Source organism: Polynucleobacter hirudinilacicola, assembly GCF_002192535.1.
Lineage (GTDB): Bacteria > Pseudomonadota > Gammaproteobacteria > Burkholderiales > Burkholderiaceae > Polynucleobacter > Polynucleobacter hirudinilacicola.
On sequence record NZ_NAIA01000003.1, the window covers coordinates 446,444 to 470,826 of the forward strand.

Below are 24,383 nucleotides of genomic sequence, written 5' to 3' on the forward strand. Positions count from 1 at the left end.
CGCTTAAAATAGACGCATTGTGTATACCGTTAAAGAACTCTTTCCTACGCTTCAGGGCGAAGGCACTCACACTGGACGTGCTGCGGTTTTTTGTCGTTTTGCTGGTTGTAATTTATGGAGTGGTCGCGAGGAGGATCGAGCGACTGCTATCTGCAAATTTTGTGACACCGATTTTGTAGGTAGCGACGGTGACGGTGGTGGAAAGTTTGAATCTGCCATAGATCTAGCAAATGCAATCGAGTCTGCATGGAAAAGTACCTCAGCAGGACCTCAGCAACGGTATGTCGTGTTCACGGGTGGCGAACCGCTTTTGCAATTAGATGACGAGCTGATTGCTAAGCTACATGAAAAAGGTTTCGAGATTGCAATTGAAACAAACGGTACTATCAAGGTTCCCAAAGGGGTTGATTGGGTTTGCGTCAGCCCTAAAGCTGGCTCTGACTTAATTGTTCTTCAAGCGAATGAACTCAAGTTGGTGATTCCTCAAGAAGGGCAGGATTCATTGGAAAAGTTATTGGCTCGTTTTGAGAAGATGGACTACCGCAATCGCTTTCTGCAGCCTATGGATGGGCCAAACCTTAAAACGAATACCGAATTAGCCATTAGTCTTTGCCAGAAACGCCCGCTTTGGAGATTGAGTCTCCAATCTCATAAACTCATAGGCATTCGCTAAGGTGCTTGATAATCTAGCTAAGCCCAGTAATGTATTGATTAGATCTAAATGACAAGTAAACAACCTGCAATTTCCATTACCCGCCGTCTTGAATTTGACTCAGGACACCGCATTCCCAATCATGATGGGCAATGTAAGCATTTGCATGGGCACCGCTATGCTATTGAAGTTACGCTCACTGGAGAAGTTGCAGACCATCCTGGTAAAGCTGACGATGGTATGGTGCTCGACTTTGGGGATATTAAACGCCTCACCAATCAATATATTGTTGATCTTTGGGATCATGCATTTTTGGTGGCTAAAGAGGATGAAAGTGTAGTTGCATTTTTAGCAACACTACCTAATCATAAAACGGTTGTGATGGAGCATGTTCCTACTGTTGAGAATTTAGCTAATGCCGCCTTTGCTATTTTGCAGCCAGTCTTTAGCAAGAATTTTGGTGGACGCCTTGAGCTTTCTGCTCTTCGTTTATATGAAACTCCCAATTGTTGGGCTGACGTACATCACCCTTAAATGAACCAAGCAGAGCTTGACCGCCAATTTATGGAGCAGGCTCTAGAGCAGGCTCAGTTAGCTGCTATTGCTGGTGAAGTCCCTGTGGGTGCTGTCATCGTACGCAATGGAGCAGTACTTTCTAAAGCGTTTAATAAGCCCATCACCAATCATGATCCAAGTGCCCATGCCGAAATGTTGGCACTTAGACAGGCAGCTTTATCTGAAGAGAATTATCGCTTGCCGGGCACCACCCTTTATGTCACCTTAGAGCCTTGCACGATGTGCGCTGGTGCAATGTTGCATGCTAGAGTAGATCGTATTGTTTATGGGGCTGCAGACCCCAAAACCGGTGCCGCTGGTAGCGTTTTAGATGTATTCTCATCAAAACAAATCAATCATCAGACCGTTATTGAAGGCGGAATGATGGGTGAGGAGTGCGGTCAATTGCTGCGTGATTTCTTTAAGGAACGACGTTGAAAGCCATTCACTTGATTGCCCCTTCTGGAGCAAGTCTCGATGATAAAAGTCCTTTAGCTGGGATCGATTGGCTAAAGCGTCAAGGCATTGCTATTGAGAATGCAGAATGTGTGCAGCGTGTTCATGAGCGTTTTGCAGGAAGCGACGAGGTACGCTTAAATGAATTCAATACTCTAGCGACACTCAATCCTCAGACTCTAGTAATGGCGATGCGGGGTGGTTATGGTATTCATCGCTTGCTTCCCAATATTGATTGGACTGGCATTTCTAAAGCAGTTGCTAGTGGATTGCAAATTTGCGGGCACAGTGATTTCACGGCATTTCAATTGGGCTTGTTGGCTAAGAGCGGTGCCATCACTTTATCCGGACCAATGCTGAATTATGATTTTGGCAAGATCGATGATACCGGCAAAGCAATAGAGCCTGATGGCTTTATGTGGAAACACTTTCAATCTGCTATTCAAGAGCGAAAACTCGATTGCAGCGTATCCGCATCACAAGTATTTCTGGCGAACTCCGGCGGCAATAAGCTTACAGGGATGTTATGGGGCGGTAATTTGACAGTCTTAGCTGGTCTAGTGGGAACTCCCTATCTACCTTCTCAGCAGCAAACCCAAAATGGCATTTTATTTTTAGAGGATGTGAATGAGCATCCTTATCGTATAGAACGCATGCTGATGCAATTACTGGATGCCGGAATACTCGGCAACCAGTCGGCCATCCTTCTAGGAGGCTTCTCCGCCTATCGTTTGTACGACAACGACAAAGGGTATTCATTAGAGCGCGCAATTGAAGCTATTCGTAAGCGTTTGCCTGAGAGCATTCCTATTTTGACGGATCTACCATTTGGTCATCAAGCCAATAAGCTCACACTACCAATGGGTGCTCAAGCTACTCTTGATTACAGCCCTAGTGGATTTACTATTAAAGCAAGCTGGTAAATGGTTTTAAGACATCTTTTTGCAAGAATTATTCTAAGCACTATTACGCTGACTTTTATGGGGGCAGTAATGGCAATCGAAGAGCCTAAATTTTCAGTTTTAGAAAAAAATCCACCATTTGAGCTTAGGTCATATGCCCCGATGATATTGGCCGAAGCCCAAACAGAAGGTGATCTAGACGAGGCCTCAAGCCAGGGTTTTCGACTAATTGCTGGCTACATCTTTGGGCAGAACCAGGTGAGCGAAAAGATTGCGATGACCGTGCCAGTAGCTGTTGAAGAGCAGGCACCTAAGAGTGCAAAGATTGCGATGACCGCACCCGTCAATATTGAATCAAATGCTGGGAAATGGACAGTTTCATTTGTGATGCCATCTGAATACACTATGGAAAGCCTGCCTAAGCCGCTTAATCCAAGAGTTCAGTTGCGCCAGATCCCAGCTGTAAAGCGCGCAGTGATTGTTTTTACTGGCTTTAATAGCGAGAATAAAGTCGCCGAAAAAACACTAGAGCTAGAAGAGTGGATGCGGAGTAAAAATCTTCAAGCAGTTGGCGTGCCGAGGTTTGCACGCTACAACCCACCTTGGTCGATACCCTTTATGCGCCGTAACGAAATCATGATTGATGTTCGTGACTAGAGGCCTTTCAGTAAATCACTTAAGCTTCAAAACTCTTTAGTAAAAATTGGGCACCTCCATCTACTCCTAAGGCCTTAGTCAGAATAGGTAGCGCCTCTGATAAATGCTTTTCTAAGGTCCATGGAGGATTGATGATGAACATTCCGCTAGCCTGAAGACGTCGCTCGCCAGGCGCATTCTCAATTCTCAATTCTGTATGAAGCCATGAGCGTTTATGACTCGCAGCAATTTTCTTCATGCGATCTGGGAGCGCTGCCGATTCTCTCCTAGAGAGGGCGGGGTACCAAATTGCATAACAGCCAGTAGCAAAGCGTTGCAGAGCCTCTTCCATCGCCGCTTCAAGAAAACGGTAGTCTTGCTTATCTTCATAAGAGGGATCAATGAGAACAAGGCCTCGCCTGCTGGGCGGGGGAAGCAAACCTTTGAGTCTACTAAAGCTATCTGCGGCGTAAATATCAATTTGCTTAGCTTGTTTTAGCTCACCAATATTGTGTCGAAGAATGTCAATTTCTTTGGGGTGAAGTTCAAATAACTTGAGTCGATCTTGTGGTCGCAGTAAGCGAGCCAAGATAAAAGGAGATCCTGGATAGGTGGCAAGATCGCCCCCCATATTTTCTGCATAAATAAACTCCAAATACTTACTAATACTCTCTACAGTTGGATTGCCTGCTTCAATAAATTTGAGCAATCGAAATATTCCACCCTCAGCTTCCTTGCTCACAGCAGCAAAACCATCTTTTAGGCTGTAAATACCAGCACCGGCATGGGTGTCAACAATCGTTAGTGCGCCAGGCTTTTCCTGAAGATATTCAACTAAATGAATCAGTGTGAGGTGTTTCAGAATATCGGCATGACTGCCAGCGTGAAACGCGTGTCGATAGCTAAACATGGTGAATCACTCTGAACTGGTGAGTGATTTATTAAACTGAGCTTTAATAAATAAAACTAAGGTTATGAGCAAAATGACCACGGAGGCATACTGCAGCGGCTGGTTTAGCTCATGATCCATAATTTGCGTTAGGTGAGCATAGATTGCGGCAACTCCACCAATCGCCACAATACGTAGCCAGGCACTCCGAGGGGAAAGATATTTTTCAGGAAGGCGATTAGCAAATAAAGCCCCTAACATCCCGCACCATATTCCAAATCCTGCGCCACCCAATACATCAGTTAACCAATGGGCCCCAATGGCGCTGCGCGATAGCCCAACGAAAGCTGCAATCACAAAGAGGATTAATAAAAGCTTACGCTTATCTTTATCAAAAGCAAAATATAAGGCTGCAGCAATAGCAAAAGCCGTTAGTGTATGACCAGAGGGAAAGGCCTTGTGGAGCAGGGGTTCGCCAAGGCGGTAGTAACTACCCTCTGTTAAAACCCCAGCAGGCCTTGGAAGATCAAAATAATTTTTGAGAAGAGGACTGGTAATAGCAGAGATAAAGCCTGCAAAAACTGCTGCACTGAAAGCGCGAGGTGCTAACAATAGAAGTGGAAAGGCAAGAGCAAACACGCCCCATCCATTCCCTAGAAATGTCAGCCATGCCCAAAGTGTGTCCGGTAGTGATCTTGCTAATTGATTCAGAAATAGAAAGCTACTGCTTTGGAATTCGCCAAAATAGATTGCAAATGCGAGTGCTAGCGGGGCTATTGGAATGAACCAAGCTAATACTGGAATAGCCTTTTTGTCCATCCTGCTTACTGACCTTTAGTCTTATCTGCATCTTGTAGCTGAATGGTGACTTTCTCTAAGACTTGAGCAACTGTAATTGCTTGCATACAAACATTATCCTGACAAGGCGTTTTGCGATGATTTGCTGCGCTGACACATGGAGAGCATGCTAAGTTTGCCGTGATTGCAATCGAGTTTCCTACGGAGCCATATAGAGCGGGAGTTTCCGGTCCAAAGAGAACAACAGTTCTTAGCGAAGTAACTGCTGAGAAGTGACCTGGACCAGAGTCATTGGTCACCATGACATCCGATAGGGTGTAAAGCGGCGGTAACTCTGCAAAACTCACTTGACCTGCAAAGTTCAAAGCGTTTTTAATATTAGCTACTGTACGAACTTTTTCTACATATGCAAATTCAGCAGGGGAGCCTGTGATCAAAATCAGATCACTCGGATATTGTTGATGAACACCTTGAATTAATTCAGAAAAGCGCTGCTGCGCCCAGCGGCGTTGCGGTAGTAAATCACTGGCATTTGGGTTAATCAGAATTAAGCGATGCTTACCATGAATATATTCAACCCCAGATTCCTTAGCCAATTTTTCAACTCGCTCGCGAACGTTAATAAGTGCCTTTGGGTCAATGACAGCTTGCACTAAACGTACCTCAGAGTCTGGAATCTGAATTTTGCTAAACGGCACTTCAATGTGTTTTGCAAAGGCCGCATGAATTAAAGAAAGAAAGTTCTTAGTGATGTGAATATGAGGGTTGTAGTGCACCTTACGGGTGAGCATGAAGCCACGCCACAAGCCTTCGCCATGAAAGATGTGATAACCCACGCGGCGTCTAGCGCCACATAGGCCGGTGAGCAGGGCGGTAAAGCGTGAGAATAGCTCGAGATCAATGACAGTATCAATCCGATGACGGCGTGCGATGATTAAAAAACGTAAGGTATCTTTAATCAAACCACCCAAGCTAGAGGAATCAATTGTAAAAATATTTTCTGGTTTGACGGTATTGAGTAGAGTCAGACTGGCACGATTGCTCTTAAAGATGAGAAAGAAAAGTTCAGCGCCACGAGACTGTGCATTACGCATAGCCGGATCAACCAAAATCGCGCTACCCATTTCTGAGAGCTCAATGAAAAGTAATTTCTTGGGAGTCTCCAACTCGCGGCCAAAGATATTCTTTACACCATCCATGAGGGCTACTAATGGGCTAGCGATTGCGCAGAGTGGCACACCGACCCAATGATCGATGGCACGCATGGTATTGACGCTAATAGTCATAGTTTTGCTCTAAAGGAATTATTTTCGTTTTAGTAAAAAGTATGCACCAGGCAGCACTGATAAAACAGTAATTGCGCCGTAGCTAATAGATGCCAATACAGTTAATGAGGGACTAACACCCCAGAGTGCCAATACGGAGGATAGGGTGGCTTCACGCAATCCCCATCCGGAAATACTAATGGGCAACATCAGTAGTAGGCTTAAGGCTGGCAGGCCAATCATTAAACCCTCAATTGGCGCATTAACTCCATATGCCTTCATGCAGAACAGTAGCGTCAGAATAGTCAGGCAGTGAATTCCAACGGCTAAAAAAGCTTGTGCAATATTGGTTGGCCAAGAAAATGCCAATTGAATTCCTGGCATTGCATTATTCATTTGGAGTCGGTTTAATAATGTTTGTAGTAGCTGCCTGGTTTTGGACCAAGCTAAGAGGAGAGCAATGAGAACTCCTGACAAAAGCATGATGCCTATTACGGCATAGCCTAAATCTTGTCCCCAGGCGGCAAGAGTGGCACCACCTATGATTAAGCCAATACCGCCTAATAAATTATTACCCGCTAGGCCCAGAAGGCGATCTACTAAGGTCATCGCAAAGCTAAGGCGTAGTTTGGGGGTCGCAAGTCCCAGGTCTACTGAGTGGTGAAGCTCTTCATCTAACTCTTTGCGGTCACTAAAGTTTCCTGAGGTAGTAAGGTGGGTTGCTGTGATGGCGCGATAGCTATCTCCGCCCAATGTACTTGGAAGACCTTGGTTAATGAGCCCACCAGCAAAATACAGGCCAATATAGGAATGAATGCGACGCGGAAATCCGACTGCCTGCATAAATAATCCCCAGCGGTAACCGCCACAAACATATGCAGTCATCATGCTAGCTAAGGCAGCCAAAAACCAAATTGGCTCCATTTTGATTTCTGAATCTAATAAGGTATGCCAGTCAATTCCGCTGGTTGCTTTCCAGAGAAGTGCAATCGAAAGCAGAATACGGATGGTGGGCCATGCGCGCTTCAGAATTGATTTCCACCCAGAAGGGGTTTTGGGGGTGGATTGGGGTATTGAACTCATAGGCGTAAGGATAATGCTTTGGGCGCCTAAGGTCCTGAATTTGAGGGGAATTACTCTGCTGCGGATGGTCCTTGCCAATTACTGCAAAGGCTAAAGTCAAATTTAGACAATACCCGGCCAAAGCGCTGGATTTCTAGGTTATCCAGAGGCTCACAGCGCTCAAAGCCTGCTTTCGTAGCAATGGGAGGCGGAAATGACATGCCTGACCAATGAATCAGCAGGATATTTGCCCCCGAAGGAAGTTCTCCAAACCAGAGGTCAAATTGATCTTTTCTTTGATCAAGTACAAATACAGGGATCGGTTTTGCGTACCAGGCAGCTCGACTTCCTAAAGTCCAATTTTGCACGGCAATACCATCAGCTTTGGTGGCTTGAGTTAATTCAGCAGCTTTTTGGCCTGCGCTCTTCCAGCCATAAAGATCAGCAATTGGATTGGATTTAATGGATGCTGAGCTAATGCCACCAGATAAAACAAATCCAAAGCCAATTAGGCAAAGTGCAATTTGTAATATGAATAAAAGACGTATGACAGTGCGATGCTGAATAGACCAAGCCTTTGCTAAACCAATGCCAGCAAACGGTGCCAAACAAAACCATGCAGGTGTTGTCCAGTGGGGTAGGCTACCGCCACCAGAGAGACTTGCAAAAATAACAAAGGGAATAAAAAAGAATCCAAGCAAAGACAATAAAGATAGCTTGGTTCCATGCATGCAGTCTTTGAGAAAGATATAGCTACCTATGATGAGTAGCGGGCCGAACGCAATAATCTGAATTCCAAGGAATGCGCCTAATCTTCGCCATAACCATTCACCACCGCTGCCATGGGCGATCTGATATTTAAATGAAATCCAGTCATTGACCCAATTCCAATACAGGACAGGGCTAATTAAGAGTAGAGCAAGAATAGCGGCTAACCAAAAACCTATTTTTCCGATCCAGGGTTTTCTACGGGCGCTAATTAATACGAGAAGTAGAGCAAAGGCAGTAAAGATGGCGGTGTATTTGCTCAGGCCAGCTAATCCAAGTAATGCGCCAGTCAATAACCAATCACCAATCGTGAAGTGATCTTGAATTAACCAACGCAGCGCCATTAACATCAGACCAAGACTTAAGGGCGCCAATAAAGTATCTGGTAATAAACCAATTGCCAGAACATGGGGCATTGGCGCAGCAATAATGGCGAGAACAGCCATCAAACCACAAGCGTTAGCAGAAGGTAGTGCACTAGTGAGATAGCCGGAGTTTCTGCCTTGGATATAGCGGTGAATTTCTAGTGTGACTAGGTAAACTAGAAAACAGGCGATTGCCCAGAGAAATTCAGGCACTAGACGAATTAAACCCTCTGAAGAAGTAAGGGCAACCAGCGGCCACTGGATCCAGCCCACCAATGGTGGGTGATCAAAATAGCTCCAAGCTAAATGCTGAGCATATAAGGCGTAGTGGGCTTCATCAACCGAAAATTCAATTGAGAAACCTAGGGCAAAATGAACTAGCGCTGCTATACAAATGCAGATTGCCGCCCAGCTTGAAGGTGATTGATGGCGCATAAACCGATTTTAGACTTACTCGGGAAATTCTTTGGGACAATTAGTAATATGTTCAAACGTGTTTTATATCTCTTGATGCTCTTTACGCTGCTTGCATTAGCTGGCTGTGCAGGTTTTGGTGGCGGATCAGTTCAGGATGAGTTTGGACAGGCTTTTGATCCTAATAAGCTTCCAGCGCAGGACGAATTACCTAAATTTTCTGCCGAGACTGCTCGTAGCGGCATGCCGAATGGCTGGAATTTTTATCGCATAGCGCCTTATAAAAAGAATACCGTTTACCGTCTTGAGAGTTACCAAGGCAGAACTGTTTTGAGTGCTAATTCCAAAACATCTGCATCGGGTTTGGCAGTAAAACTGCGCCCAAGGCAAGTAAATAATTTATGGCTACAGTGGGAGTGGAAGGCTTTGAGTTCTATTCCCGAGGCCGATAATGCAGAGCGTTATAACGATGATGCGCCCCTCAGAATCTTGGTTGCGTTTGATGGCAATAAATCTAAATTGCCGTTGAAGGAAAAAATGAACTTTGAGATGGCCAGCCTCATTAGCGGTCAAGAAATGCCTTATGCAACACTGATGTATATCTGGTCGGGTAAATCTCCTGTAGACACAATTATTACTAATGCGCATACCTCACGTATCAAGATGATTGTGGTCGACTCTGGCTGGGAAAATTTAGGAAGCTGGCACAACCATCAACGTGACCTTACCGCTGATTACAAGCGAGCCTATGGCGAAACTCCGGGAGAGATTATTGGAATCGCATTGCTGACTGATACTGACAACACAAAATCAGAAGCGCGTGCCATCTACGGCGATATTGAACTCATTCGCAAGAATCCGAAATAAAAATTACCTAGGCATGAGAAGGGCGCCAGCGTTTTAGTAGCAGTGCATTACTGAGTACGCAAAAGCTGGAAAGCGCCATAGCGCTACCTGCCAGCATTGGTGATAGGTAGCCTAGAGCTGCGAGGGGAATTCCAGTGGAGTTAAAAATAAAGGCCCAAAACAAGTTTTGCTGAATCTTTTTCCAGGTTCGCTTGGAGATATCGATCGCATCAGCAACTAAGCTAGGGTCTCCGCGCATTAAAGTAATTCCTGCGGCTTGCATGGCAACATCTGTGCCAGTAGACATGGCCATGCCAACATCTGCTGTAGCAAGAGCCGGAGCATCATTCACACCATCACCTACCATAGCTACCCATTGGCGCTTCCCATTCTTATTAGATGATTGCAGTTTTCGAATAATGTCTGCCTTGTTGTTTGGCAAGATTTGTGCAAAGACTTCATCAATACCGATGAGGTGACCTACACGATTTGCTGCTGCAGTATTGTCTCCAGAGAGTATGACGGTACGAATCTGTAGTTGATGCAAAGATGCGATTGCCTCACTGGCATTACTTTTCAGTTCATCGCCAAAGGCAATGATCGCAATCGGTGATGACGTCGATACATTCATTAATACAGAGACAGTCTGCCCAGCCTCAAAGCAAGTTTGAGCCTTTTGAATAACCTCCGCTTGATGTGTGTTTGACTCGAGTGATGCAACGCTTTGTAAGCAGAGGGCCTCGCCCGCCCATGGGCCATTACTAGGTTTGCCACTAATGCCGATGCCTGGTAGCGCCTTGCTTTCTAAAGGCGGGATGGGATTCACTCCTTTTTGCTTGGCTCCATTCAGCAAAGCTTTAGCTAAAGGGTGTTCACTGCCTAATTGCAAACCTGCAGCACTCGCCAAGATGGCGTCATCATCAGCTGAACTAGTAAATGAAATTAAATTGAGAAGTCTGGGTTTGCCAATCGTCAGTGTTCCTGTTTTATCAAAGGCAACGATATTTAAGCGATGTGCAAGTTCAAGCACTTGGGGGTCTTTAATCAAAATGCCAAAGCGGGCAGCAATGCCAGTACCCGCCATAATGGCTGCAGGTGTTGCTAAACCAAGAGCGCATGGGCAGGCAATCACCAGTACAGACACTGCTCTTAAAATTGCGATCGATGCAGAATCCAAATAAAACCAATTGATTAATCCCGTGATGATGGCAATCACAATGACGCTCGGTACAAAGATTGCGCTAACCTGATCTACTAATTTTTGAATTGGTGCTTTCTGAGTTTGCGCATCTTCTACTAAAGAAATAATTTTAGAAAGGACGCTCTCAACGCCAACAGCTTGGGCTTCAATGACTAGGACACCCTCGCCATTGAGAGATCCGCCAATGACTGTTAGACCAACGGATTTTTTAACTGGTGCGCTTTCACCAGTAAGGAGGGATTCATCTACATGGCTGCTGCCAAGCAGAATCAGGCCATCCACAGGGATCCGTTCGCCTGGCATTACTAATACGCGATCTTTCGGAAAGACCTGCTCTAGTGGGAGTTCGCGATATTGATCTAGTGGGGCACCATCTGCAACTTCGATGTGAGAGTCGAGAACTTTGGCGTGCGCTGGCCATAGTTTTTGCAGCGCTCGAATTGCCTCACTAGTTTGCTGCTTGGCACGAGCCTCTAGCCACTTACCCAAAAGCACCATACAAATGATGACTGCTGATCCCTCGAAATACAGTTCATGTGATGCATGGGGTGAGACTAGCATTTGATAAATACTTAAACCATAGGCGGCACTAGTACCGAGTGCAACTAGTAGATCCATATTGCCAACGCCAGACATCAGTGATTTAAATCCGGCTTTATAAAAACGCCATCCTAAAAAGAACTGAATTGGACTAGCGAGCAGTAATTGCCATTTTGGTGAGAGTGCCCAATGAATTCCAAACGGCATGAGAAGCATTGGTAAAAATAATGGGGCGGCAAGAGCAAAGCCTAATAAAACTCTTCCCAAGCCATCGCTGCCCCAAAAGGATTGTGAGGGTTTCAGTGCAGTAATTGCATGGGGTTCACTTAATTGGGCTTCATAGCCAGTCTTTTGGACTGCTGCAATGACTTCTCCAATTTTTGTGGGCGATGATGCATTCAGACGAATTCTGGCTTGTTCAGTCGCCAGATTGACACTGGCAGCTTCCACGCCGGGGATCCTATCTAGGGCTTTTTCAACCCTGCCTACACAGGATGCACAGGTCATTCCACCGATATCTAGAGTAAATAACTCAGAATGGATCTCTTTTGGGGTGCTCATATAGAAGATAATCTACTGCATAGGACCATATTTACAGCAAAAGAGGCTTATATGTTGAGTTTAAAAGTGTCTGGAATGACTTGTGGGGGCTGTATTAATGCTGTTACTCGGGCAATTCAAGCCCAGGATCCGCAAGCCAAGGTACAGGCTGATTTAGCATCCCAAGTGGTTGATCTTGAAACTTCTTTGTCGGCTGCGCAAGCTAGCCAGATCATTGCGGACGCAGGTTTTCCAGTTACTCAATAAACTGCCAGGTAGGCCATAACCGCTTGTTAAGCAAGGTTTTGCTGGTGCGGTTAATCTAGTCGCTATTCAATAAAATTAACAAAAGTAATTCTGGGTATTCATTCGGAATAGCTGGGTATAGGAGAAAGTAGTGTCAGTAACTGTAGAAGCTGTACAAGGTGCCATTAAGAATTTGCTGGACCCTAATACTAAGATTGACTTTGTAACAGCCAAGAATCTCAAGAATTTGCGTGTTGAAGATGGCGATGTCACGTTTGATATCGTTTTGGGTTATCCCGCTAAAAGTCAGTTTGATGCCATTCGTAAGTCTGTCATTAATGCTGTGCGCGAATTGCCCGGCGTTAAAAATGTCAGCGTCAATGTGAGCAGCCAAATTGTTGCGCATGCTGTGCAACGTGGCGTGAAGTTATTGCCTGGCGTTAAAAATATTATTGCTGTTGCTAGTGGTAAGGGCGGAGTAGGTAAATCCACTACCGCTGTGAACTTAGCTTTGGCTCTTGCTGCAGAGGGTGCACAAGTCGGAATATTGGATGCTGATATTTATGGGCCAAGTCAACCAATGATGCTTGGCATTACTGGTCGACCAGAATCTATTGAAGAAAACACGATTGAGCCAATGGAAGGTCATGGCTTGCAAGCTAGCTCTATTGGTTTCTTGATTGAGGAAGATGCGCCGATGGTGTGGCGCGGTCCCATGGTCACTTCCGCTCTAGAGCAACTGCTTCGTCAAACTCGCTGGCGTGATTTAGATTATTTAATTGTGGACATGCCCCCAGGCACTGGTGATATTCAGTTAACCCTGTCACAAAAAGTGCCTGTGACTGGTTCGGTGATTGTGACTACTCCCCAGGACATTGCTTTATTAGATGCTCGCAAGGGTTTGAAGATGTTTGAGAAGGTGGGCGTGCCCATTGTTGGCATCATTGAAAATATGAGTACGTATGTTTGTACAAAGTGTGGACACGAAGAGCATATTTTTGGTAGCGGTGGTGGTGAAAAAATGTGTAAAGAGTATGGCGTTGATTTCTTAGGCGCATTACCACTCAACTTATCGATCCGTGAGCAGGCTGATGCTGGGCGTCCAACCGTAGTGGCCGACCCTGATGGCGCTATTAGCGCGATCTATAAGAACATCGCTCGACAAGTTGCTATTCGTGTTGCTACTCTGTCTAAAGATATGAGTAGTAAATTTCCAAGCATTGTTGTTCAAAACACTTGAGGTCCTGAGTATTTATGCGCTTTGCAGTATTAATGCGTAAACAAAATCTGGATAACCCATGGGTTTCATATCGATGGGTGCCTCGGGAGGTCTTGCCTGATTTTGGACAATTCAATCCACAAAGCCTGGAAAGTAGTTCTATATCAGGTCAATTTCTGGGGCGAGATGACGATGGTGAGTCTTGGTTGTTTACCGGCTTTGAATTAAATCTTTTTCCTGACGAAGCTGAAGGCTACTATCTCAATGTTTCAGCGACTACACCGGCATGGTTTGTGATGTGGAGATTGGAGGAAGACATTGAGCATTATGTTGATGAGCAATCTCTTTCTCTTGCTAAAGCTGAAATAACGTTAGCAGTGCCACATCGAATTTGCGTGAGCTATAACGAGGCTGCCCGATTACTTGATGGTGGAGAGTCAGTTGATACCATCCCAATGAGTAATGAGCATGCTTCTTGGTTGCAAGAGTACGTTAATGAAAACTATCGGCCTGAGCCAAAGAAGCGACATAAGCCAGCCTCATTCAAGGGTGCCCAGCGCCCAGCGGAGGAATAATGGCTGAGGGTTTCTTAAGTCGCTGGTCAAAGCGTAAGGCTGGAAAGTTAGATGATCCGGTAGAGCAGCCCAAAGAAGTTGCTAAGAGCCCAACGCCAGTTTCTCCAGAGGAACCAGCTCCTCCACCGGTAACCTTGGAGGATGTGGAGAAGATTGATCGTTTTGATCCTGATTTCTCCGCCTTCATGAGGCCAGATGTAGATCCTGCTGTGCAGCAGGCTGCGCTCAAAAAGATGTTTACCGATCCACGTTTCAATGTGATGGATGGCCTAGACATCTATATAGATGACTATTCCAAGCCTGATCCTTTACCCCCAGGCATGCTCGAACGAATGGTGCAAAGCGATATGCTCGGGCTTTTCAGTAAGCCTGATGCTACGGCCGAAGGGGAAAAGCAGGCAGAAGAGCAAATAGCGTCCTCTCAACCCAATGAGAAGCTTTTGGAGGCTCAAGACCAAACTGATTTAACATCCACAGATTCAACGGCGCAGACAAAATCTGCTCATTTGGATGAAGTACCCATAGAGCCTGCCCAGAAAAAAACTTAAGAAGATAGTGCATGAGTCAAAAATTAGTATGTAACTGCAATGGCACCATGCCTTTGGATACAAAGGCGCTTGGCGTTCCAGTGCATCACTCCTTATGTAGACAAGAGGTCAGCACTTTCTTAAAGGCGCTTGATGGATCTGATTCATTAGTGGTTGCCTGCACCCAAGAGGGTGCGCTATTTAATGAGTTAGCTGAGCAGTCAGAAAAGCCTTTGGTGGCTCCTCTGCGTTTTGTCAATATTCGTGAGGTTGCTGGCTGGACTCAAGAGGCCAAACTATCAGGGCCGAAGATTGCATCTTTACTTGCTTTGGCTGACATGCCGGAAGCTGAGCCCGTTCCCGTCGTCAATTATCAAAGCCAAGGTAGGCTCTTAATTGTTGGCGCAGGATCTTTGGCATTGCCTTGGGCAGAAAAGCTCGGTGCTTCATTAGATATTTCTGTTTTGTGTACCGAGCCTGGTGACTTACCTTTGGTACGTAACTATCCAATCTATACAGGTAAAGTGACTAAGCTGGATGGTTACCTTGGCAATTTTTCTGTTGATTGGGATCTCGAGAACCCAATTGATCCAGAGATGTGTACTCGTTGTGGCGCTTGCGTTGAAGCTTGCCCAGAGAGTGCGATTGATCTCTCCTTTCAGATTGATTTAAATAAATGTAAGTCGCATCGTTCATGTGTCACTGCGTGCGCAAGTATTGGCGCAATCTCGTTTGATCGTAAGGAGCGTGCGCGTAATGCAGAGTTTGATTTGATTTTGGATTTGCGCACTGATCCCAAGATGCGTATGAGCCAAACACCTCAGGGATATTTCGCACCGGGTAAGGATCCGCTAGATCAGGCGATGGTAGTAAATCAATTGCTGGAGATGGTAGGTGAGTTTGAGAAGCCAAAATATTTTGTCTATAACGAAAAAATTTGCGCGCATGGCCGCAACGGTAAAGTAGGTTGTAGCGCTTGTATTGATGTTTGTTCGACAGGTGCCATTGGCTCTATATTCAAAAATGGTCAAGGCAGTGTTGATGTCAATCCGAATCTTTGTATGGGCTGTGGAGCATGCTCCACAGCTTGCCCGTCAGGTGCAATGCGTTACAACTACCCTAGCGTACCCCACCAAGGAAAAGAATTAAAAACGCTTGCTACAGTATTTACTGCCGAGGCTAAAAAGCTTAATCAAGCTGCCGCGCCAAGTCTGCTCTTGCATACCTTAAAAGCTGGCACTCAAATGATTGATGGCTTGGGCCGCACTGCCCACGTGATGCCTAAACAATTTGAGGCTTTGCCGTCATTTGTTATTCCATATGGGATTGAGCATATTGCGTCTACCGGCTTAGATCTATGGCTTGGCGCTCTCACCTACGGCTTTACAGAAGTGGTCTTGCTATTAAGTGGTGACGAGGATCCCGCTTATCGCGCAACTCTTGAAGAGCAGGCTCATCTTACCAATGCAATATTGAAGGCTTATGGCTTTGATGAGCGCATTCATTTAATCGCGGCTCAATCCACTGACGATTTACAAACAGTATCTAATGCAATGGGTGCTATGCGTCAGCGAGGCGCCTTGAGTACGATTTGCACCCCTGCCAGCTTTGGTTTATCTAATCAAAAGCGTGAAACGATTGAGGCAGTGCTTGAGCATTTGCAAAAACAAGCCAAGACTCCATTGCCAGAGGCGGGCGTCGCTCTACCCAATTCATCTTTGTTGGGCGGTTTAAATATCAACAAAGACGCCTGCACTTTGTGCATGTCTTGCGTCAGCAGCTGTCCTGAGGGCGCGCTCCTGGATAACCCAGATGAGCCAATCCTCTCTTTTATTGAGAAGCAGTGCGTGCAATGCGGCATCTGTGCTCAGACATGCCCAGAGCAAGCTTTGACATTAAACCCCCGTTTGCAAACTGTAGAACAGCGCAAGCAAAAAACAACGCTTAACGAGACCCAGGCTTTTCATTGCATTAGCTGCGGTAAAGCCTTTGGAACTCTGAAGATGGTTGATCTCATGTTGACTAAGTTAGGTGCTCATGGCGCATTTGCGGGCGCGGCAATGGATAGACTCAAGATGTGCGGTGATTGTCGAGTAGTTGATATGGTGAAGAAAGAAACATGAGCGAAATCTCAAAAGAAGTAAAAGAGCAGTCCTCAACAGAGGTTGGCGATATCGGTTTACCAGAGGATTTAGCTAGGGCTGACCTCTATGGCTTAATTGCCAGATTTTTTCAATTACCACCAGATCAAGAGCTTTTGGATCAAATTGCTGCAACCGCCAATCAGCAGGAGGCTGCTGATGAGGCGCCTTTAGCTAAAGTCTGGATGGATGTGGTTGAGGTAGCTAAAAATAATCCTGCCAAAGCTTGGCATGATGAGTTTGATTTGAATTTCATTAGTGTTGGTAAGCCTAACGTTGTTCTCAATGGCTCTTATTACATGGCAGGACACTTAAACGAGAAGCCGCTCGTCAATATTCGTAGGGCACTTGAGGAGTTTGGTCTTGAGGCTGCCGAGGAGGTGACTGAGACTGAAGACCATATCTCAGCTCTGTGTGAAGTGATGCGCTACTTGATTGCTGGTGATGATGTCGAGATATCAAACCTTACAAATCAAAGGGTTTTTTTCAATGACCACATTCGTCCTTGGTGTGACGATTTTTGTAATGCCATCGAGGGTATTCCCGATATGCATCTCTATCGCCCAATCGCTGCGCTGACTAGAGAATTCCTGGCAATCGAGGGACAGAGCTTCGACATGATTTGATGTTGCATCATTTTGAGGGAAAACCCTTAGGTGCAATTGAATATACATATATGCTAAAAATGCAAATACGAATTACACTTGTCCCATATCAAGAATAATTAAAAAGGAGCATGCCATGAGCACAAAATCCAAAGTTGCTTTAAGCGAAGAAAACAAGCCTTCACGCCGTAAGTTCTTTATTGGTGCAGGCGCTACTGTAGGGGCTGTTGCTGTTGCCTCTCAAACCTCTATTGGTAAAGCCGTCATCCAAGAAATTGGCAGCACTGTAAAAGGTAAGGGCGAAGGCCAAACGATTACTGCTCACATGCGTAAGTATTACGAAAGCACCATGCTGTAAATAGTTGCATTACTAAATATTGTTTTAACTGTTACTAAATAAATAAAAAAACTTTTTCAGGGACAACATATGAGTCTGACTCGTAAATCAAACACCCCACAAAGCAGTCGCTCCACATCTCACTTGATTGGTAGCTTGTCGCGCGGTTTAAAAGCGGCGGTGCCAACTATGGATCGCCGAACATTCTTAAAGCGTTCAGGTGTTGGCGTTGGTGCTGGTATCGCTGCAAGCCAGCTGACGATGGTGCAAAAGGTTTCTGCTGAGCAAAGCAAGGCAATGCTCGATGGCAAAGGCAAGATCGAAGTTAAAAGAACGATTTGTACCCACTGCTCAGTTGGTTGCGCTACAGATGCTACTGTTGAGAATGGTGTTTGGGTTCGTCAAGATTCTGTATTCGATTCGCCAATTAATATGGGCGCCTACTGTGCCAAGGGAGCTTCCTTGCGTGAGCACGGTCATGGCGACTATCGCTTGCGCTACCCAATGAAGTTGGTTGATGGAAAGTATCAGCGTATTTCATGGGATCAAGCTCTTACTGAAATTACTGCCCAAATGAAGAGCATTCGTGAGAAATATTCTCCTGATGCTATGTATTTCATTGGTTCATCAAAGCACAATAACGAACAAGCCTACTTACTCCGTAAGTGGGTTTCTTTCTTTGGTACAAACAATACAGACCATCAAGCTCGTATTTGTCACTCCACAACGGTTGCCGGTGTAGCAAATACCTGGGGCTATGGTGCGATGACCAATAGCTACAACGATATGATGAACTCTAAAGCTGCCATGTATATTGGCTCAAATGCTGCAGAGGCACACCCAGTTTCGATGTTGAGCTTGTTGCATGCAAAAGAAAATGGTTGCAAGGTAATCGTGGTTGACCCACGTTACACACGTACTGCCGCTAAGTCAGATCAGTATGTACGCATTCGTTCTGGTACTGACATTCCTTTCTTGTTTGGTCTTCTGTATCACATCTTCAAAAATGGCTGGGAAGATAAGAAGTACATCAATGACCGCGTCTACGGTATGGATGAGATCCGCAAAGAAGTAATGGAAAAGTGGACTCCTGCAAACGTTGAAGAAGCTTGCGGTGTACCTGAAGCGCAAATGTATAAAGTCGCTGAAACATTAGCCAAGAATCGTCCGAGCACGGTTGTTTGGTGTATGGGCCAAACGCAGCACACCATCGGTAACTCTATGGTTCGTGCGTCATGCATTTTGCAGTTAGCCCTAGGTAACATTGGTAAGTCTGGTGGCGGAACTAATATTTTCCGTGGTCACGACAACGTTCAGGGTGCAACTGACGTAGGTCCTAATCCAGATTCATTGCCTGGCTACTATGGTTTGGCTGCTGGGTCATGGAAACACTATGCAACAGTTTGGGGTGTTGATTACGAGTGGATCAAAGGTCGTTATGCACCAGACATGATGGAGAAATCAGGCACTACCGTTTCTCGTTGGGTTGATGCTGTGCTTGAGAAGAACGACATGATTGATCAGCAAACCAGCGTTAAAGGTTTGTTCTTCTGGGGTCATGCTCCTAACTCACAAACTCGTGGCCTTGATATGAAGCGCGCAATGGACACCTTGGATCTGCTCGTTGTAGTTGATCCATATCCAAGCGCAACTGCTGCAATGGCTGCAATGCCTTCAGCAGAAGGTCAGTCAGTAAACAAGAATCGCAATGTTTATTTGCTGCCAGCTGCAACTCAGTTTGAGACCTGCGGAACTGCAACTGCATCTAATCGTTCATTGCAGTGGCGCGAGAAGGTCATCGATCCTTTGTTTGAGTCTGTGCCTGACCATGTGATCATGCAAGCGTTTGCTGATCGCCTAGGTTTCGGCGAAGAGTTGTCAAAGAACTACAAGATGCTGAGCACCAAGTTTGCTGGTAAGCAATGGAAAGAGCCACAGATTGAAGATATCTTGCGTGAGATTAATCGCTCCGTTTGGACGATTGGATACACCGGTCAAACTCCAGAGCGTCTCAAAGCTCACATGAGAATGGTTGCTACATTTGATCCGAAGACCCTTAAATCACGAGGTGGTGTTGACCCAGTAACTGGTTACGACACTACTGGCGATTACTACGGTTTGCCTTGGCCTTGTTATGGAACAGCTGCAATCAAGCATCCAGGTTCACCAAATCTCTATGACACCAGTAAGAGTGTGATGGAGGGTGGTGGTAACTTCCGTGCCAACTTTGGTATTGAGAAAGATGGCAAGACCTTGCTGGCAGAAGATGGCTCTTACTCAAAGGGTTCCGCAATCAAGACCGGCTATCCAGAGTTCGATCACGTATTCGTGAAGAAGCTCGGTTGGTGGAATCAGTTGACTGAAGATGAGCAAAAAGCTGCCGAAGGTAAGAACTGGAAGACTGACTTGTCTGGCGGTATTCAGCGAGTTGTGATGAAGAATGGTTGTCATCCATTTGGTAATGCGAAAGCTCGCGCAGTTGTTTGGAACTTCCCAGATGCAGTTCCAATTCACCGTGAAGCGCTCTACAGTACTAACGCTGCAATGATGCGCAAGTACCCAACGTCTGCAGATAAGAAGAATTTCTGGCGCTTGCCAACTCTCTATAAGACTGTCCAAGATCAAAACTTGAACAACAAGCTTTATGAGAAGTTCCCAATTATTCTGACCTCAGGTCGTTTGGTTGAGTACGAGGGCGGTGGAGATGAGACTCGTTCCAACCCATGGTTGGCTGAGTTACAACAAGAAAACTTCGTAGAGATTAATCCTAAGGCAGCAGCAGATCGCGGCATTAAGAACTGGGATTATGTTTGGGTGAAGTCCCCAACTGGTGCCAAGATCAAAGTGCGCGCATTAGTCACTGAGCGCGTTGACAAAGAAACTGCCTTTATCCCATTCCACTTTGCAGGATGGTGGCAAGGTAATGACTTGCGTAAGTATTATCCAGAGGGTGCTGCTCCAGTCGTTTTGGGTGAGGCGGTCAATACTGCAACTACCTATGGTTATGACCAGGTGACGATGATGCAGGAGACTAAAACCACTATGTGTCAAATCGAGAAATTTGCCTAAGTCAAAAAATAAAGTCAGGAGAACACAATGGCAAGAATGAAATTTATCTGCGACACAGAGCGATGCATCGAATGCAACGGCTGTGTGACTGCTTGTAAGAACGATAACGAAGTACCTTGGGGCGTGAATCGTCGCCGTGTTGTTACGGTAAACGACGGCATCATCGGTCAAGAAAAGTCTATTTCAGTTGCTTGTATGCACTGTACCGATGCTCCTTGTATGGCTGTGTGCCCGGTAGATTGCTTCTACCGCACCGATGAAGGCGTTGTCCTTCATGACAAGGATATTTGCATTGGTTGTGGATACTGCTCATTTGCATGCCCATTTGGTGCGCCACAGTTCCTTAGCAAGGGCGCCTTTGGCTCCCGCAGCAAGATGGACAAGTGCACATTCTGCAGCGGTGGCCCAGAAGAGAATGGCAGTGTTGCTGAGTTTGAGAAATATGGCCGTAATCGCCTTGCAGAAGGTAAGTTGCCTCTCTGTGCGGAGATGTGTTCTACCAAGGCATTGATTGGTGGTGACAGCGATATTATCTCGGGAATCTTCAATAACCGAGTTGCAACACGCGAGAAGAATGGCAAGTATGCGGGTTCTAAAGCGTTTGGTTGGACTACTGCTTATGGTGGGCCAGATACTCCGGCGCCAACTCCAACACCTGCTGCAAAAATTCCAGGAGCTAAATAATGAAATTCAATTTCAAAACTCTCGGCTTATGTTTTGCAGCAGCAACTCTGTTGGCCGCATGTTCTGAGCCACCAGAAATCGCAGCTAAGGTGGCAAAGCGTCCTGACGTTGCCCCATACATGGGTGCTGATAATGGTTTCATGACTAAAAACTGGACCCCAAAGAATCAAACCAGTTGGACTGAATCCGTTGATAAGCGCACTCAGGGTCAAAACGAATACAGTCGCGTTAAGTGATCAACTAAACAACAATAAATAAAACGAAAACGTTTAAGGACATGTGTATGAAACGATCATTTTCTAAAGTTCTACGCACTTTGGTAGTGGCTGCTGGTTTGTCGCTGACTCTGGCAAGCGGAATGACTTATGCAGAGCGTGCAGCAATGGCACCTTTGCCTTCTCCTAGCGGAGTTGATATTCCCCCTAAATCAGTCCCAGCCAATCCCAATAGCCTAGCTAATGGGACTCAAGCTCAGGCTCAGCCAGCCAATCCATCAATCTTTACATCTGCTAATAGCGATCCATATAACTACGTTAGCATCCCAGACAAAGAGTCTAGCGTTCTGATTCAGCGTTCTGGTGAGCAGTGGCGTGTCATTCGTAACGGCGTAATTACCGTTTATGGTGGATGGCTGTTGGCACTGGCCTTTTTCGGCGTAGTTGCAATGTACATGGTTAAAGGTTCAATCAAATTGCATGAACCAATGTCAGGCGTCAAAATTAAGCGCTTCAGTGCCTTTGATCGGTTTGTTCACTGGACTATGGCAGCGAGCTTTTTAGGTTTAGCGTTTACTGGTCTATTGATTTTGTATGGCAAATATTTTGCAATGCCGATCATGGGTGGAGTGGCATACGGTTCGTTCTTGGATGTTTGTAAAAATATCCATAACTTCTCCGGCCCTTTATTTACGATCTGTATTGTGATTTTCTTCTTGCTCTTCGTAAGTAAGAATATTCCAGGCGAAGGCGATCTCAATTGGATATTAAACTTCGGCGGGCTTTTGAATGGTAAGCATATACCAGCAGGGTTCTTTAACTTCGGTGAGAAATTCTGGTTCTGGTTCGGCATGACCTTCTTGGGCTTGGTGATTTCTGCATCTGGATTTGTGCTTGACATGATCGTGCCATTCATGACTATTGAATACACCCGCGGAACCATGCAGATTGCGAACATCATTCACAGCAGTGCTGCAATCTTGATGAGTGCATTAGCAATGGGGCATATCTATATCGGCACCATTGGTATGCAAGGCTCTATTGATGGCATGAAGACTGGTTATGTTGATGCTACTTGGGCTAAAGAGCACCATGAGCTCTGGTACGACAAATTGAACAAATAAGGACAAGGCCATGAAAAAAATCATCGCTTTTACATTCTGTGCATTTACTGCGACCTCGGTTATGGCTGCATTACCTCCATTAACTCCGGAGGCGAAAGAGGCCAAGGCGTTGGCTGATGCAAAGACTGCTTATGCGGGTCGGGTTGGTGCATATCAACTTTGCCAGGCAATTAACAAAGTGGCTGATCAATATAGAGTTCCGGGTACACCAGCGCCTGCCGCTTGCACTGCGCCACCACCATTTGTTGCTCCTGTAGCAGCAGCACCAGCACCAGCAGCACCAGCAGCTAAGTAATTAGTCTGCTAGAAGTTCTTGATGTAGGTAGCGTTTAGCTGCCTGTGTTTGGGGATTTAAAAAGAAGGGGCCTACGGGTCCCTTTTCTTTTATCTCGCCATGATCAATAAAGATGATGTATTGCGCAAGTCTTTGTACTTGAGCAAGTTGATGTGAAGAAAAAATCACGTCAGTGTCTTGCACATCAAACTCACGAATCATTTCTTCAACTTGCTCGGTTGTGTTGGGATCTAGGTTAGCAGTGGGTTCATCTAGCAAGACTAAGTTTGGCTTTTGCAAAATTGCTCGGCCTAGGCATAGCTTTTGCCTCTCGCCAGCAGAGAGTTTATGAGCGGGTGTAGATGTTAGACTTTTCAACCCGACTCGCTCTAGCACTTGTTCAATCTCTAAAGTGCTAATACTAGAGTCTGTATCCATAACCATGCTCATATTAGCTTTTGTAGAGGCTTTAATCATCGGAGTGTGATGCAAAACTAATGCAGTCTTATTGGAGAAGGAGTAGCTCACTGTTCCAGTATCAGGCTTGATAAGTCCATCCAATAGCTTTAATAAAGTAGTCTTACCTGCACCATTTGGGCCAATACAAGCGGTGATACGATCAGCCGGAATAGTGGCATGAGGAATATTTAGTATGGTTCTGCCGTTGCTGATAACCGTAATATCTTTGAGTTCAATATACCTCTCAAATTGCTCAGTCATATTACCCATAGCGACGCTCCGCAATTTGACGAACAGCAAATGTAAATAGATTTGCCAATAGAACAATTCCTAATAAGACAATGCCCAGTGCTAGCGCTAGTGGGAGATCACCTTTACTAGTTTCTAAGGCGATGGCTGTAGTCATCGTTCTAGTCGAGTGATCAATGTTGCCGCCCACAATCATGACGGCACCAACCTCAGAAATTGCTCTGGCAAGACCGGCTAGGATAGCAATCGTGAGAGAGAAGCGGCAGTCCCAAATAAGCCATTTGAATCGTGAGAAGGATGGCAATCTGAGGCTTAGGAAAGAGTCTCGATGAATTCTCCAGGAGTCCTCCAGAATTTGACGGCTTAGGGCTGCAATTAAAGGGGTTGTCAGTAGAATTTGGGCAAGGATCATGCCCTTGGTAGTAAATAGCCAGCCCCAAGCTCCCAGGGGTCCTGAACGAGAGAGCATGAGATACACCAGTACCCCAACAATGACTGTAGGGACCCCCATCAAGGTATTTAAGACAACAATGATCCACTTCTTACCCTTAAATTCTTCTGTAGCGAGTAAGGCTCCAACGGGTAGGCCAATGAGCGTCCCAAAAAATAGGGCAGTTAAGCTGACCTGGAGAGAAACCAGGACGATTCCTAAAACTCCCCGATCTAGGTGGGCGAGCAGGGCAATAGCGTCTTGAAAAGCGGTCAACATGTACTTGATTCTATCAAGGCAATGGCAAAATGAGCTTAATGCAATTCATACCCCTAATTTC

26 protein-coding genes are annotated in these 24,383 nt (G+C 45.7%); 18 read left to right on the forward strand and 8 right to left on the reverse strand.

The genetic code is table 11. From position 1 onward, the window contains the following. Nucleotides 1-16: 16 nt before the first annotated feature. The 5 genes from queE to B6A14_RS06370 all read left to right on the forward strand — a co-directional run bounded on the left by queE (nucleotide 17) and on the right by B6A14_RS06370 (nucleotide 3,222). Complete coding sequence (gene queE, locus B6A14_RS06350) at nucleotides 17-673, forward strand: 7-carboxy-7-deazaguanine synthase (RefSeq protein WP_087909660.1); 657 nt, start codon at nucleotides 17-19, stop codon at nucleotides 671-673. A gap of 48 nt (nucleotides 674-721) precedes the next feature. Beyond that, nucleotides 722-1,186: a 6-carboxytetrahydropterin synthase QueD gene (gene queD / locus B6A14_RS06355; protein WP_087909661.1), complete on the forward strand. Its 465-nt coding sequence runs from the start codon at nucleotides 722-724 to the stop codon at nucleotides 1,184-1,186. Next, nucleotides 1,187-1,645 carry a tRNA adenosine(34) deaminase TadA gene (gene tadA, locus B6A14_RS06360; RefSeq protein WP_087909662.1) on the forward strand — a complete coding sequence of 153 codons (459 nt, stop codon included), beginning with the start codon at nucleotides 1,187-1,189 and terminating at the stop codon, nucleotides 1,643-1,645. Then, entirely contained in the window at nucleotides 1,642-2,586 is a 945-nt protein-coding gene (locus B6A14_RS06365; RefSeq protein ID WP_087909663.1) for an LD-carboxypeptidase, read from the forward strand. Before tadA ends, B6A14_RS06365 begins: the two co-directional genes overlap by 4 nt. Nucleotides 2,587-2,655: 69 nt before the next feature. Further along, nucleotides 2,656-3,222 carry an SOUL family heme-binding protein gene (locus tag B6A14_RS06370; protein ID WP_087910299.1) on the forward strand — a complete coding sequence of 189 codons (567 nt, stop codon included), beginning with the start codon at nucleotides 2,656-2,658 and terminating at the stop codon, nucleotides 3,220-3,222. 19 nt (nucleotides 3,223-3,241) lie between these two features. On the opposite strand, the gene B6A14_RS06375 is transcribed toward B6A14_RS06370, so the two are convergent. From B6A14_RS06375 to B6A14_RS06395, 5 genes are read right to left on the reverse strand one after another with little or no spacing between them, the layout of a single operon-like run. After that, on the reverse strand, nucleotides 3,242-4,111 hold the full coding sequence (locus B6A14_RS06375) for a 23S rRNA (adenine(2030)-N(6))-methyltransferase RlmJ (RefSeq protein WP_087909664.1): 870 nt from the start codon (nucleotides 4,109-4,111) through the stop codon (nucleotides 3,242-3,244). 6 nt (nucleotides 4,112-4,117) lie between these two features. After that, nucleotides 4,118-4,909: a phosphatase PAP2 family protein gene (locus B6A14_RS06380; RefSeq protein WP_087909665.1), complete on the reverse strand. Its 792-nt coding sequence runs from the start codon at nucleotides 4,907-4,909 to the stop codon at nucleotides 4,118-4,120. A gap of 5 nt (nucleotides 4,910-4,914) precedes the next feature. Then, the gene (locus B6A14_RS06385) at nucleotides 4,915-6,174 is read right to left on the reverse strand and encodes a glycosyltransferase family 9 protein (RefSeq protein ID WP_087909666.1); all 1,260 of its coding nucleotides are present in this window, start codon (nucleotides 6,172-6,174) and stop codon (nucleotides 4,915-4,917) included. An 18-nt stretch (nucleotides 6,175-6,192) separates the two neighbouring features. After that, nucleotides 6,193-7,236 (reverse strand): lysylphosphatidylglycerol synthase transmembrane domain-containing protein, encoded by a 1,044-nt coding sequence (locus B6A14_RS06390; RefSeq protein WP_087909667.1) that lies wholly within the window; start codon nucleotides 7,234-7,236, stop codon nucleotides 6,193-6,195. Between the two features lie 50 nt (nucleotides 7,237-7,286). Then, the gene (locus tag B6A14_RS06395; protein WP_087909668.1) at nucleotides 7,287-8,783 is read right to left on the reverse strand and encodes a glycosyltransferase family 39 protein; all 1,497 of its coding nucleotides are present in this window, start codon (nucleotides 8,781-8,783) and stop codon (nucleotides 7,287-7,289) included. A gap of 48 nt (nucleotides 8,784-8,831) precedes the next feature. On the opposite strand from B6A14_RS06395, the gene B6A14_RS06400 reads away from it, so the two are divergent. Continuing rightward, nucleotides 8,832-9,629, forward strand: coding sequence for a DUF3047 domain-containing protein (locus tag B6A14_RS06400; RefSeq protein ID WP_087909669.1), 798 nt, complete (start codon nucleotides 8,832-8,834; stop codon nucleotides 9,627-9,629). A 7-nt stretch (nucleotides 9,630-9,636) separates the two neighbouring features. Here the strand turns inward: B6A14_RS06400 and B6A14_RS06405 are convergent, their stop codons facing one another. After that, on the reverse strand, nucleotides 9,637-11,910 hold the full coding sequence (locus B6A14_RS06405) for a heavy metal translocating P-type ATPase (RefSeq protein WP_087909670.1): 2,274 nt from the start codon (nucleotides 11,908-11,910) through the stop codon (nucleotides 9,637-9,639). A gap of 51 nt (nucleotides 11,911-11,961) precedes the next feature. On the opposite strand from B6A14_RS06405, the gene B6A14_RS06410 reads away from it, so the two are divergent. The 12 genes from B6A14_RS06410 to B6A14_RS06465 all read left to right on the forward strand — a co-directional run bounded on the left by B6A14_RS06410 (nucleotide 11,962) and on the right by B6A14_RS06465 (nucleotide 22,926). Further along, nucleotides 11,962-12,156, forward strand: coding sequence for a heavy-metal-associated domain-containing protein (locus B6A14_RS06410; protein WP_087909671.1), 195 nt, complete (start codon nucleotides 11,962-11,964; stop codon nucleotides 12,154-12,156). 130 nt (nucleotides 12,157-12,286) lie between these two features. Then, nucleotides 12,287-13,375, forward strand: a complete 1,089-nt coding sequence (apbC, locus tag B6A14_RS06415; protein ID WP_087909672.1) for an iron-sulfur cluster carrier protein ApbC — start codon at nucleotides 12,287-12,289, stop codon at nucleotides 13,373-13,375. 32 nt (nucleotides 13,376-13,407) lie between these two features. Further along, a complete protein-coding gene (locus tag B6A14_RS06420; RefSeq protein WP_236635680.1) occupies nucleotides 13,408-13,929 on the forward strand; it encodes a DUF3305 domain-containing protein in 522 nt (173 codons plus the stop codon). Then, the gene (locus B6A14_RS06425; protein WP_087909674.1) at nucleotides 13,929-14,477 is read left to right on the forward strand and encodes a DUF3306 domain-containing protein; all 549 of its coding nucleotides are present in this window, start codon (nucleotides 13,929-13,931) and stop codon (nucleotides 14,475-14,477) included. Before B6A14_RS06420 ends, B6A14_RS06425 begins: the two co-directional genes overlap by 1 nt. Nucleotides 14,478-14,488: 11 nt before the next feature. Then, on the forward strand, nucleotides 14,489-16,579 hold the full coding sequence (locus tag B6A14_RS06430) for a 4Fe-4S binding protein (protein ID WP_087909675.1): 2,091 nt from the start codon (nucleotides 14,489-14,491) through the stop codon (nucleotides 16,577-16,579). After that, the gene (locus B6A14_RS06435) at nucleotides 16,576-17,223 is read left to right on the forward strand and encodes a TorD/DmsD family molecular chaperone (RefSeq protein WP_087909676.1); all 648 of its coding nucleotides are present in this window, start codon (nucleotides 16,576-16,578) and stop codon (nucleotides 17,221-17,223) included. The genes B6A14_RS06430 and B6A14_RS06435 overlap by 4 nt, the downstream gene beginning before the upstream one ends. A gap of 115 nt (nucleotides 17,224-17,338) precedes the next feature. Next, the gene (locus tag B6A14_RS06440; RefSeq protein ID WP_087909677.1) at nucleotides 17,339-17,560 is read left to right on the forward strand and encodes a hypothetical protein; all 222 of its coding nucleotides are present in this window, start codon (nucleotides 17,339-17,341) and stop codon (nucleotides 17,558-17,560) included. A gap of 69 nt (nucleotides 17,561-17,629) precedes the next feature. Next, nucleotides 17,630-20,608, forward strand: coding sequence for a formate dehydrogenase subunit alpha (locus B6A14_RS06445; protein ID WP_087909678.1), 2,979 nt, complete (start codon nucleotides 17,630-17,632; stop codon nucleotides 20,606-20,608). Nucleotides 20,609-20,635: 27 nt separating this feature from the next. Beyond that, on the forward strand, nucleotides 20,636-21,292 hold the full coding sequence (gene fdh3B / locus B6A14_RS06450) for a formate dehydrogenase FDH3 subunit beta (RefSeq protein ID WP_087909679.1): 657 nt from the start codon (nucleotides 20,636-20,638) through the stop codon (nucleotides 21,290-21,292). Then, nucleotides 21,292-21,528, forward strand: coding sequence for a hypothetical protein (locus B6A14_RS06455; protein WP_087909680.1), 237 nt, complete (start codon nucleotides 21,292-21,294; stop codon nucleotides 21,526-21,528). The genes fdh3B and B6A14_RS06455 overlap by 1 nt, the downstream gene beginning before the upstream one ends. A 47-nt stretch (nucleotides 21,529-21,575) precedes the next feature. Beyond that, nucleotides 21,576-22,631, forward strand: coding sequence for a formate dehydrogenase subunit gamma (locus tag B6A14_RS06460; RefSeq protein WP_087909681.1), 1,056 nt, complete (start codon nucleotides 21,576-21,578; stop codon nucleotides 22,629-22,631). A 10-nt stretch (nucleotides 22,632-22,641) separates the two neighbouring features. After that, a complete protein-coding gene (locus B6A14_RS06465; RefSeq protein ID WP_087909682.1) occupies nucleotides 22,642-22,926 on the forward strand; it encodes a hypothetical protein in 285 nt (94 codons plus the stop codon). On the opposite strand, the gene B6A14_RS06470 is transcribed toward B6A14_RS06465, so the two are convergent. Next, a complete protein-coding gene (locus B6A14_RS06470; RefSeq protein ID WP_087909683.1) occupies nucleotides 22,927-23,634 on the reverse strand; it encodes an ATP-binding cassette domain-containing protein in 708 nt (235 codons plus the stop codon). Beyond that, entirely contained in the window at nucleotides 23,627-24,322 is a 696-nt protein-coding gene (locus B6A14_RS06475; RefSeq protein ID WP_087909684.1) for an ABC transporter permease, read from the reverse strand. The genes B6A14_RS06470 and B6A14_RS06475 overlap by 8 nt, the downstream gene beginning before the upstream one ends. Between the last annotated feature and the right edge of the window lie 61 nt (nucleotides 24,323-24,383).

Bases quoted from the DNA above. Each gene is read 5' to 3' on its own strand.
- queD (WP_087909661.1), top strand. From the start codon at position 722: ATGACAAGTAAACAACCTGCAATTTCCATTACCCGCCGTCTTGAATTT.
- tadA (WP_087909662.1), top strand. From the start codon at position 1,187: ATGAACCAAGCAGAGCTTGACCGCCAATTTATGGAGCAGGCTCTAGAG.
- B6A14_RS06370 (WP_087910299.1), top strand. From the start codon at position 2,656: ATGGCAATCGAAGAGCCTAAATTTTCAGTTTTAGAAAAAAATCCACCA.
- B6A14_RS06375 (WP_087909664.1), bottom strand. From the start codon at position 4,111: ATGTTTAGCTATCGACACGCGTTTCACGCTGGCAGTCATGCCGATATT.
- B6A14_RS06380 (WP_087909665.1), bottom strand. From the start codon at position 4,909: ATGGACAAAAAGGCTATTCCAGTATTAGCTTGGTTCATTCCAATAGCC.
- B6A14_RS06385 (WP_087909666.1), bottom strand. From the start codon at position 6,174: ATGACTATTAGCGTCAATACCATGCGTGCCATCGATCATTGGGTCGGT.
- B6A14_RS06390 (WP_087909667.1), bottom strand. From the start codon at position 7,236: ATGAGTTCAATACCCCAATCCACCCCCAAAACCCCTTCTGGGTGGAAA.
- B6A14_RS06395 (WP_087909668.1), bottom strand. From the start codon at position 8,783: ATGCGCCATCAATCACCTTCAAGCTGGGCGGCAATCTGCATTTGTATA.
- B6A14_RS06400 (WP_087909669.1), top strand. From the start codon at position 8,832: ATGTTCAAACGTGTTTTATATCTCTTGATGCTCTTTACGCTGCTTGCA.
- B6A14_RS06405 (WP_087909670.1), bottom strand. From the start codon at position 11,910: ATGAGCACCCCAAAAGAGATCCATTCTGAGTTATTTACTCTAGATATC.
- B6A14_RS06410 (WP_087909671.1), top strand. From the start codon at position 11,962: ATGTTGAGTTTAAAAGTGTCTGGAATGACTTGTGGGGGCTGTATTAAT.
- B6A14_RS06420 (WP_236635680.1), top strand. From the start codon at position 13,408: ATGCGTAAACAAAATCTGGATAACCCATGGGTTTCATATCGATGGGTG.
- B6A14_RS06425 (WP_087909674.1), top strand. From the start codon at position 13,929: ATGGCTGAGGGTTTCTTAAGTCGCTGGTCAAAGCGTAAGGCTGGAAAG.
- B6A14_RS06430 (WP_087909675.1), top strand. From the start codon at position 14,489: ATGAGTCAAAAATTAGTATGTAACTGCAATGGCACCATGCCTTTGGAT.
- B6A14_RS06435 (WP_087909676.1), top strand. From the start codon at position 16,576: ATGAGCGAAATCTCAAAAGAAGTAAAAGAGCAGTCCTCAACAGAGGTT.
- B6A14_RS06440 (WP_087909677.1), top strand. From the start codon at position 17,339: ATGAGCACAAAATCCAAAGTTGCTTTAAGCGAAGAAAACAAGCCTTCA.
- B6A14_RS06445 (WP_087909678.1), top strand. From the start codon at position 17,630: ATGAGTCTGACTCGTAAATCAAACACCCCACAAAGCAGTCGCTCCACA.
- fdh3B (WP_087909679.1), top strand. From the start codon at position 20,636: ATGGCAAGAATGAAATTTATCTGCGACACAGAGCGATGCATCGAATGC.
- B6A14_RS06455 (WP_087909680.1), top strand. From the start codon at position 21,292: ATGAAATTCAATTTCAAAACTCTCGGCTTATGTTTTGCAGCAGCAACT.
- B6A14_RS06460 (WP_087909681.1), top strand. From the start codon at position 21,576: ATGAAACGATCATTTTCTAAAGTTCTACGCACTTTGGTAGTGGCTGCT.
- B6A14_RS06465 (WP_087909682.1), top strand. From the start codon at position 22,642: ATGAAAAAAATCATCGCTTTTACATTCTGTGCATTTACTGCGACCTCG.
- B6A14_RS06470 (WP_087909683.1), bottom strand. From the start codon at position 23,634: ATGGGTAATATGACTGAGCAATTTGAGAGGTATATTGAACTCAAAGAT.
- B6A14_RS06475 (WP_087909684.1), bottom strand. From the start codon at position 24,322: ATGTTGACCGCTTTTCAAGACGCTATTGCCCTGCTCGCCCACCTAGAT.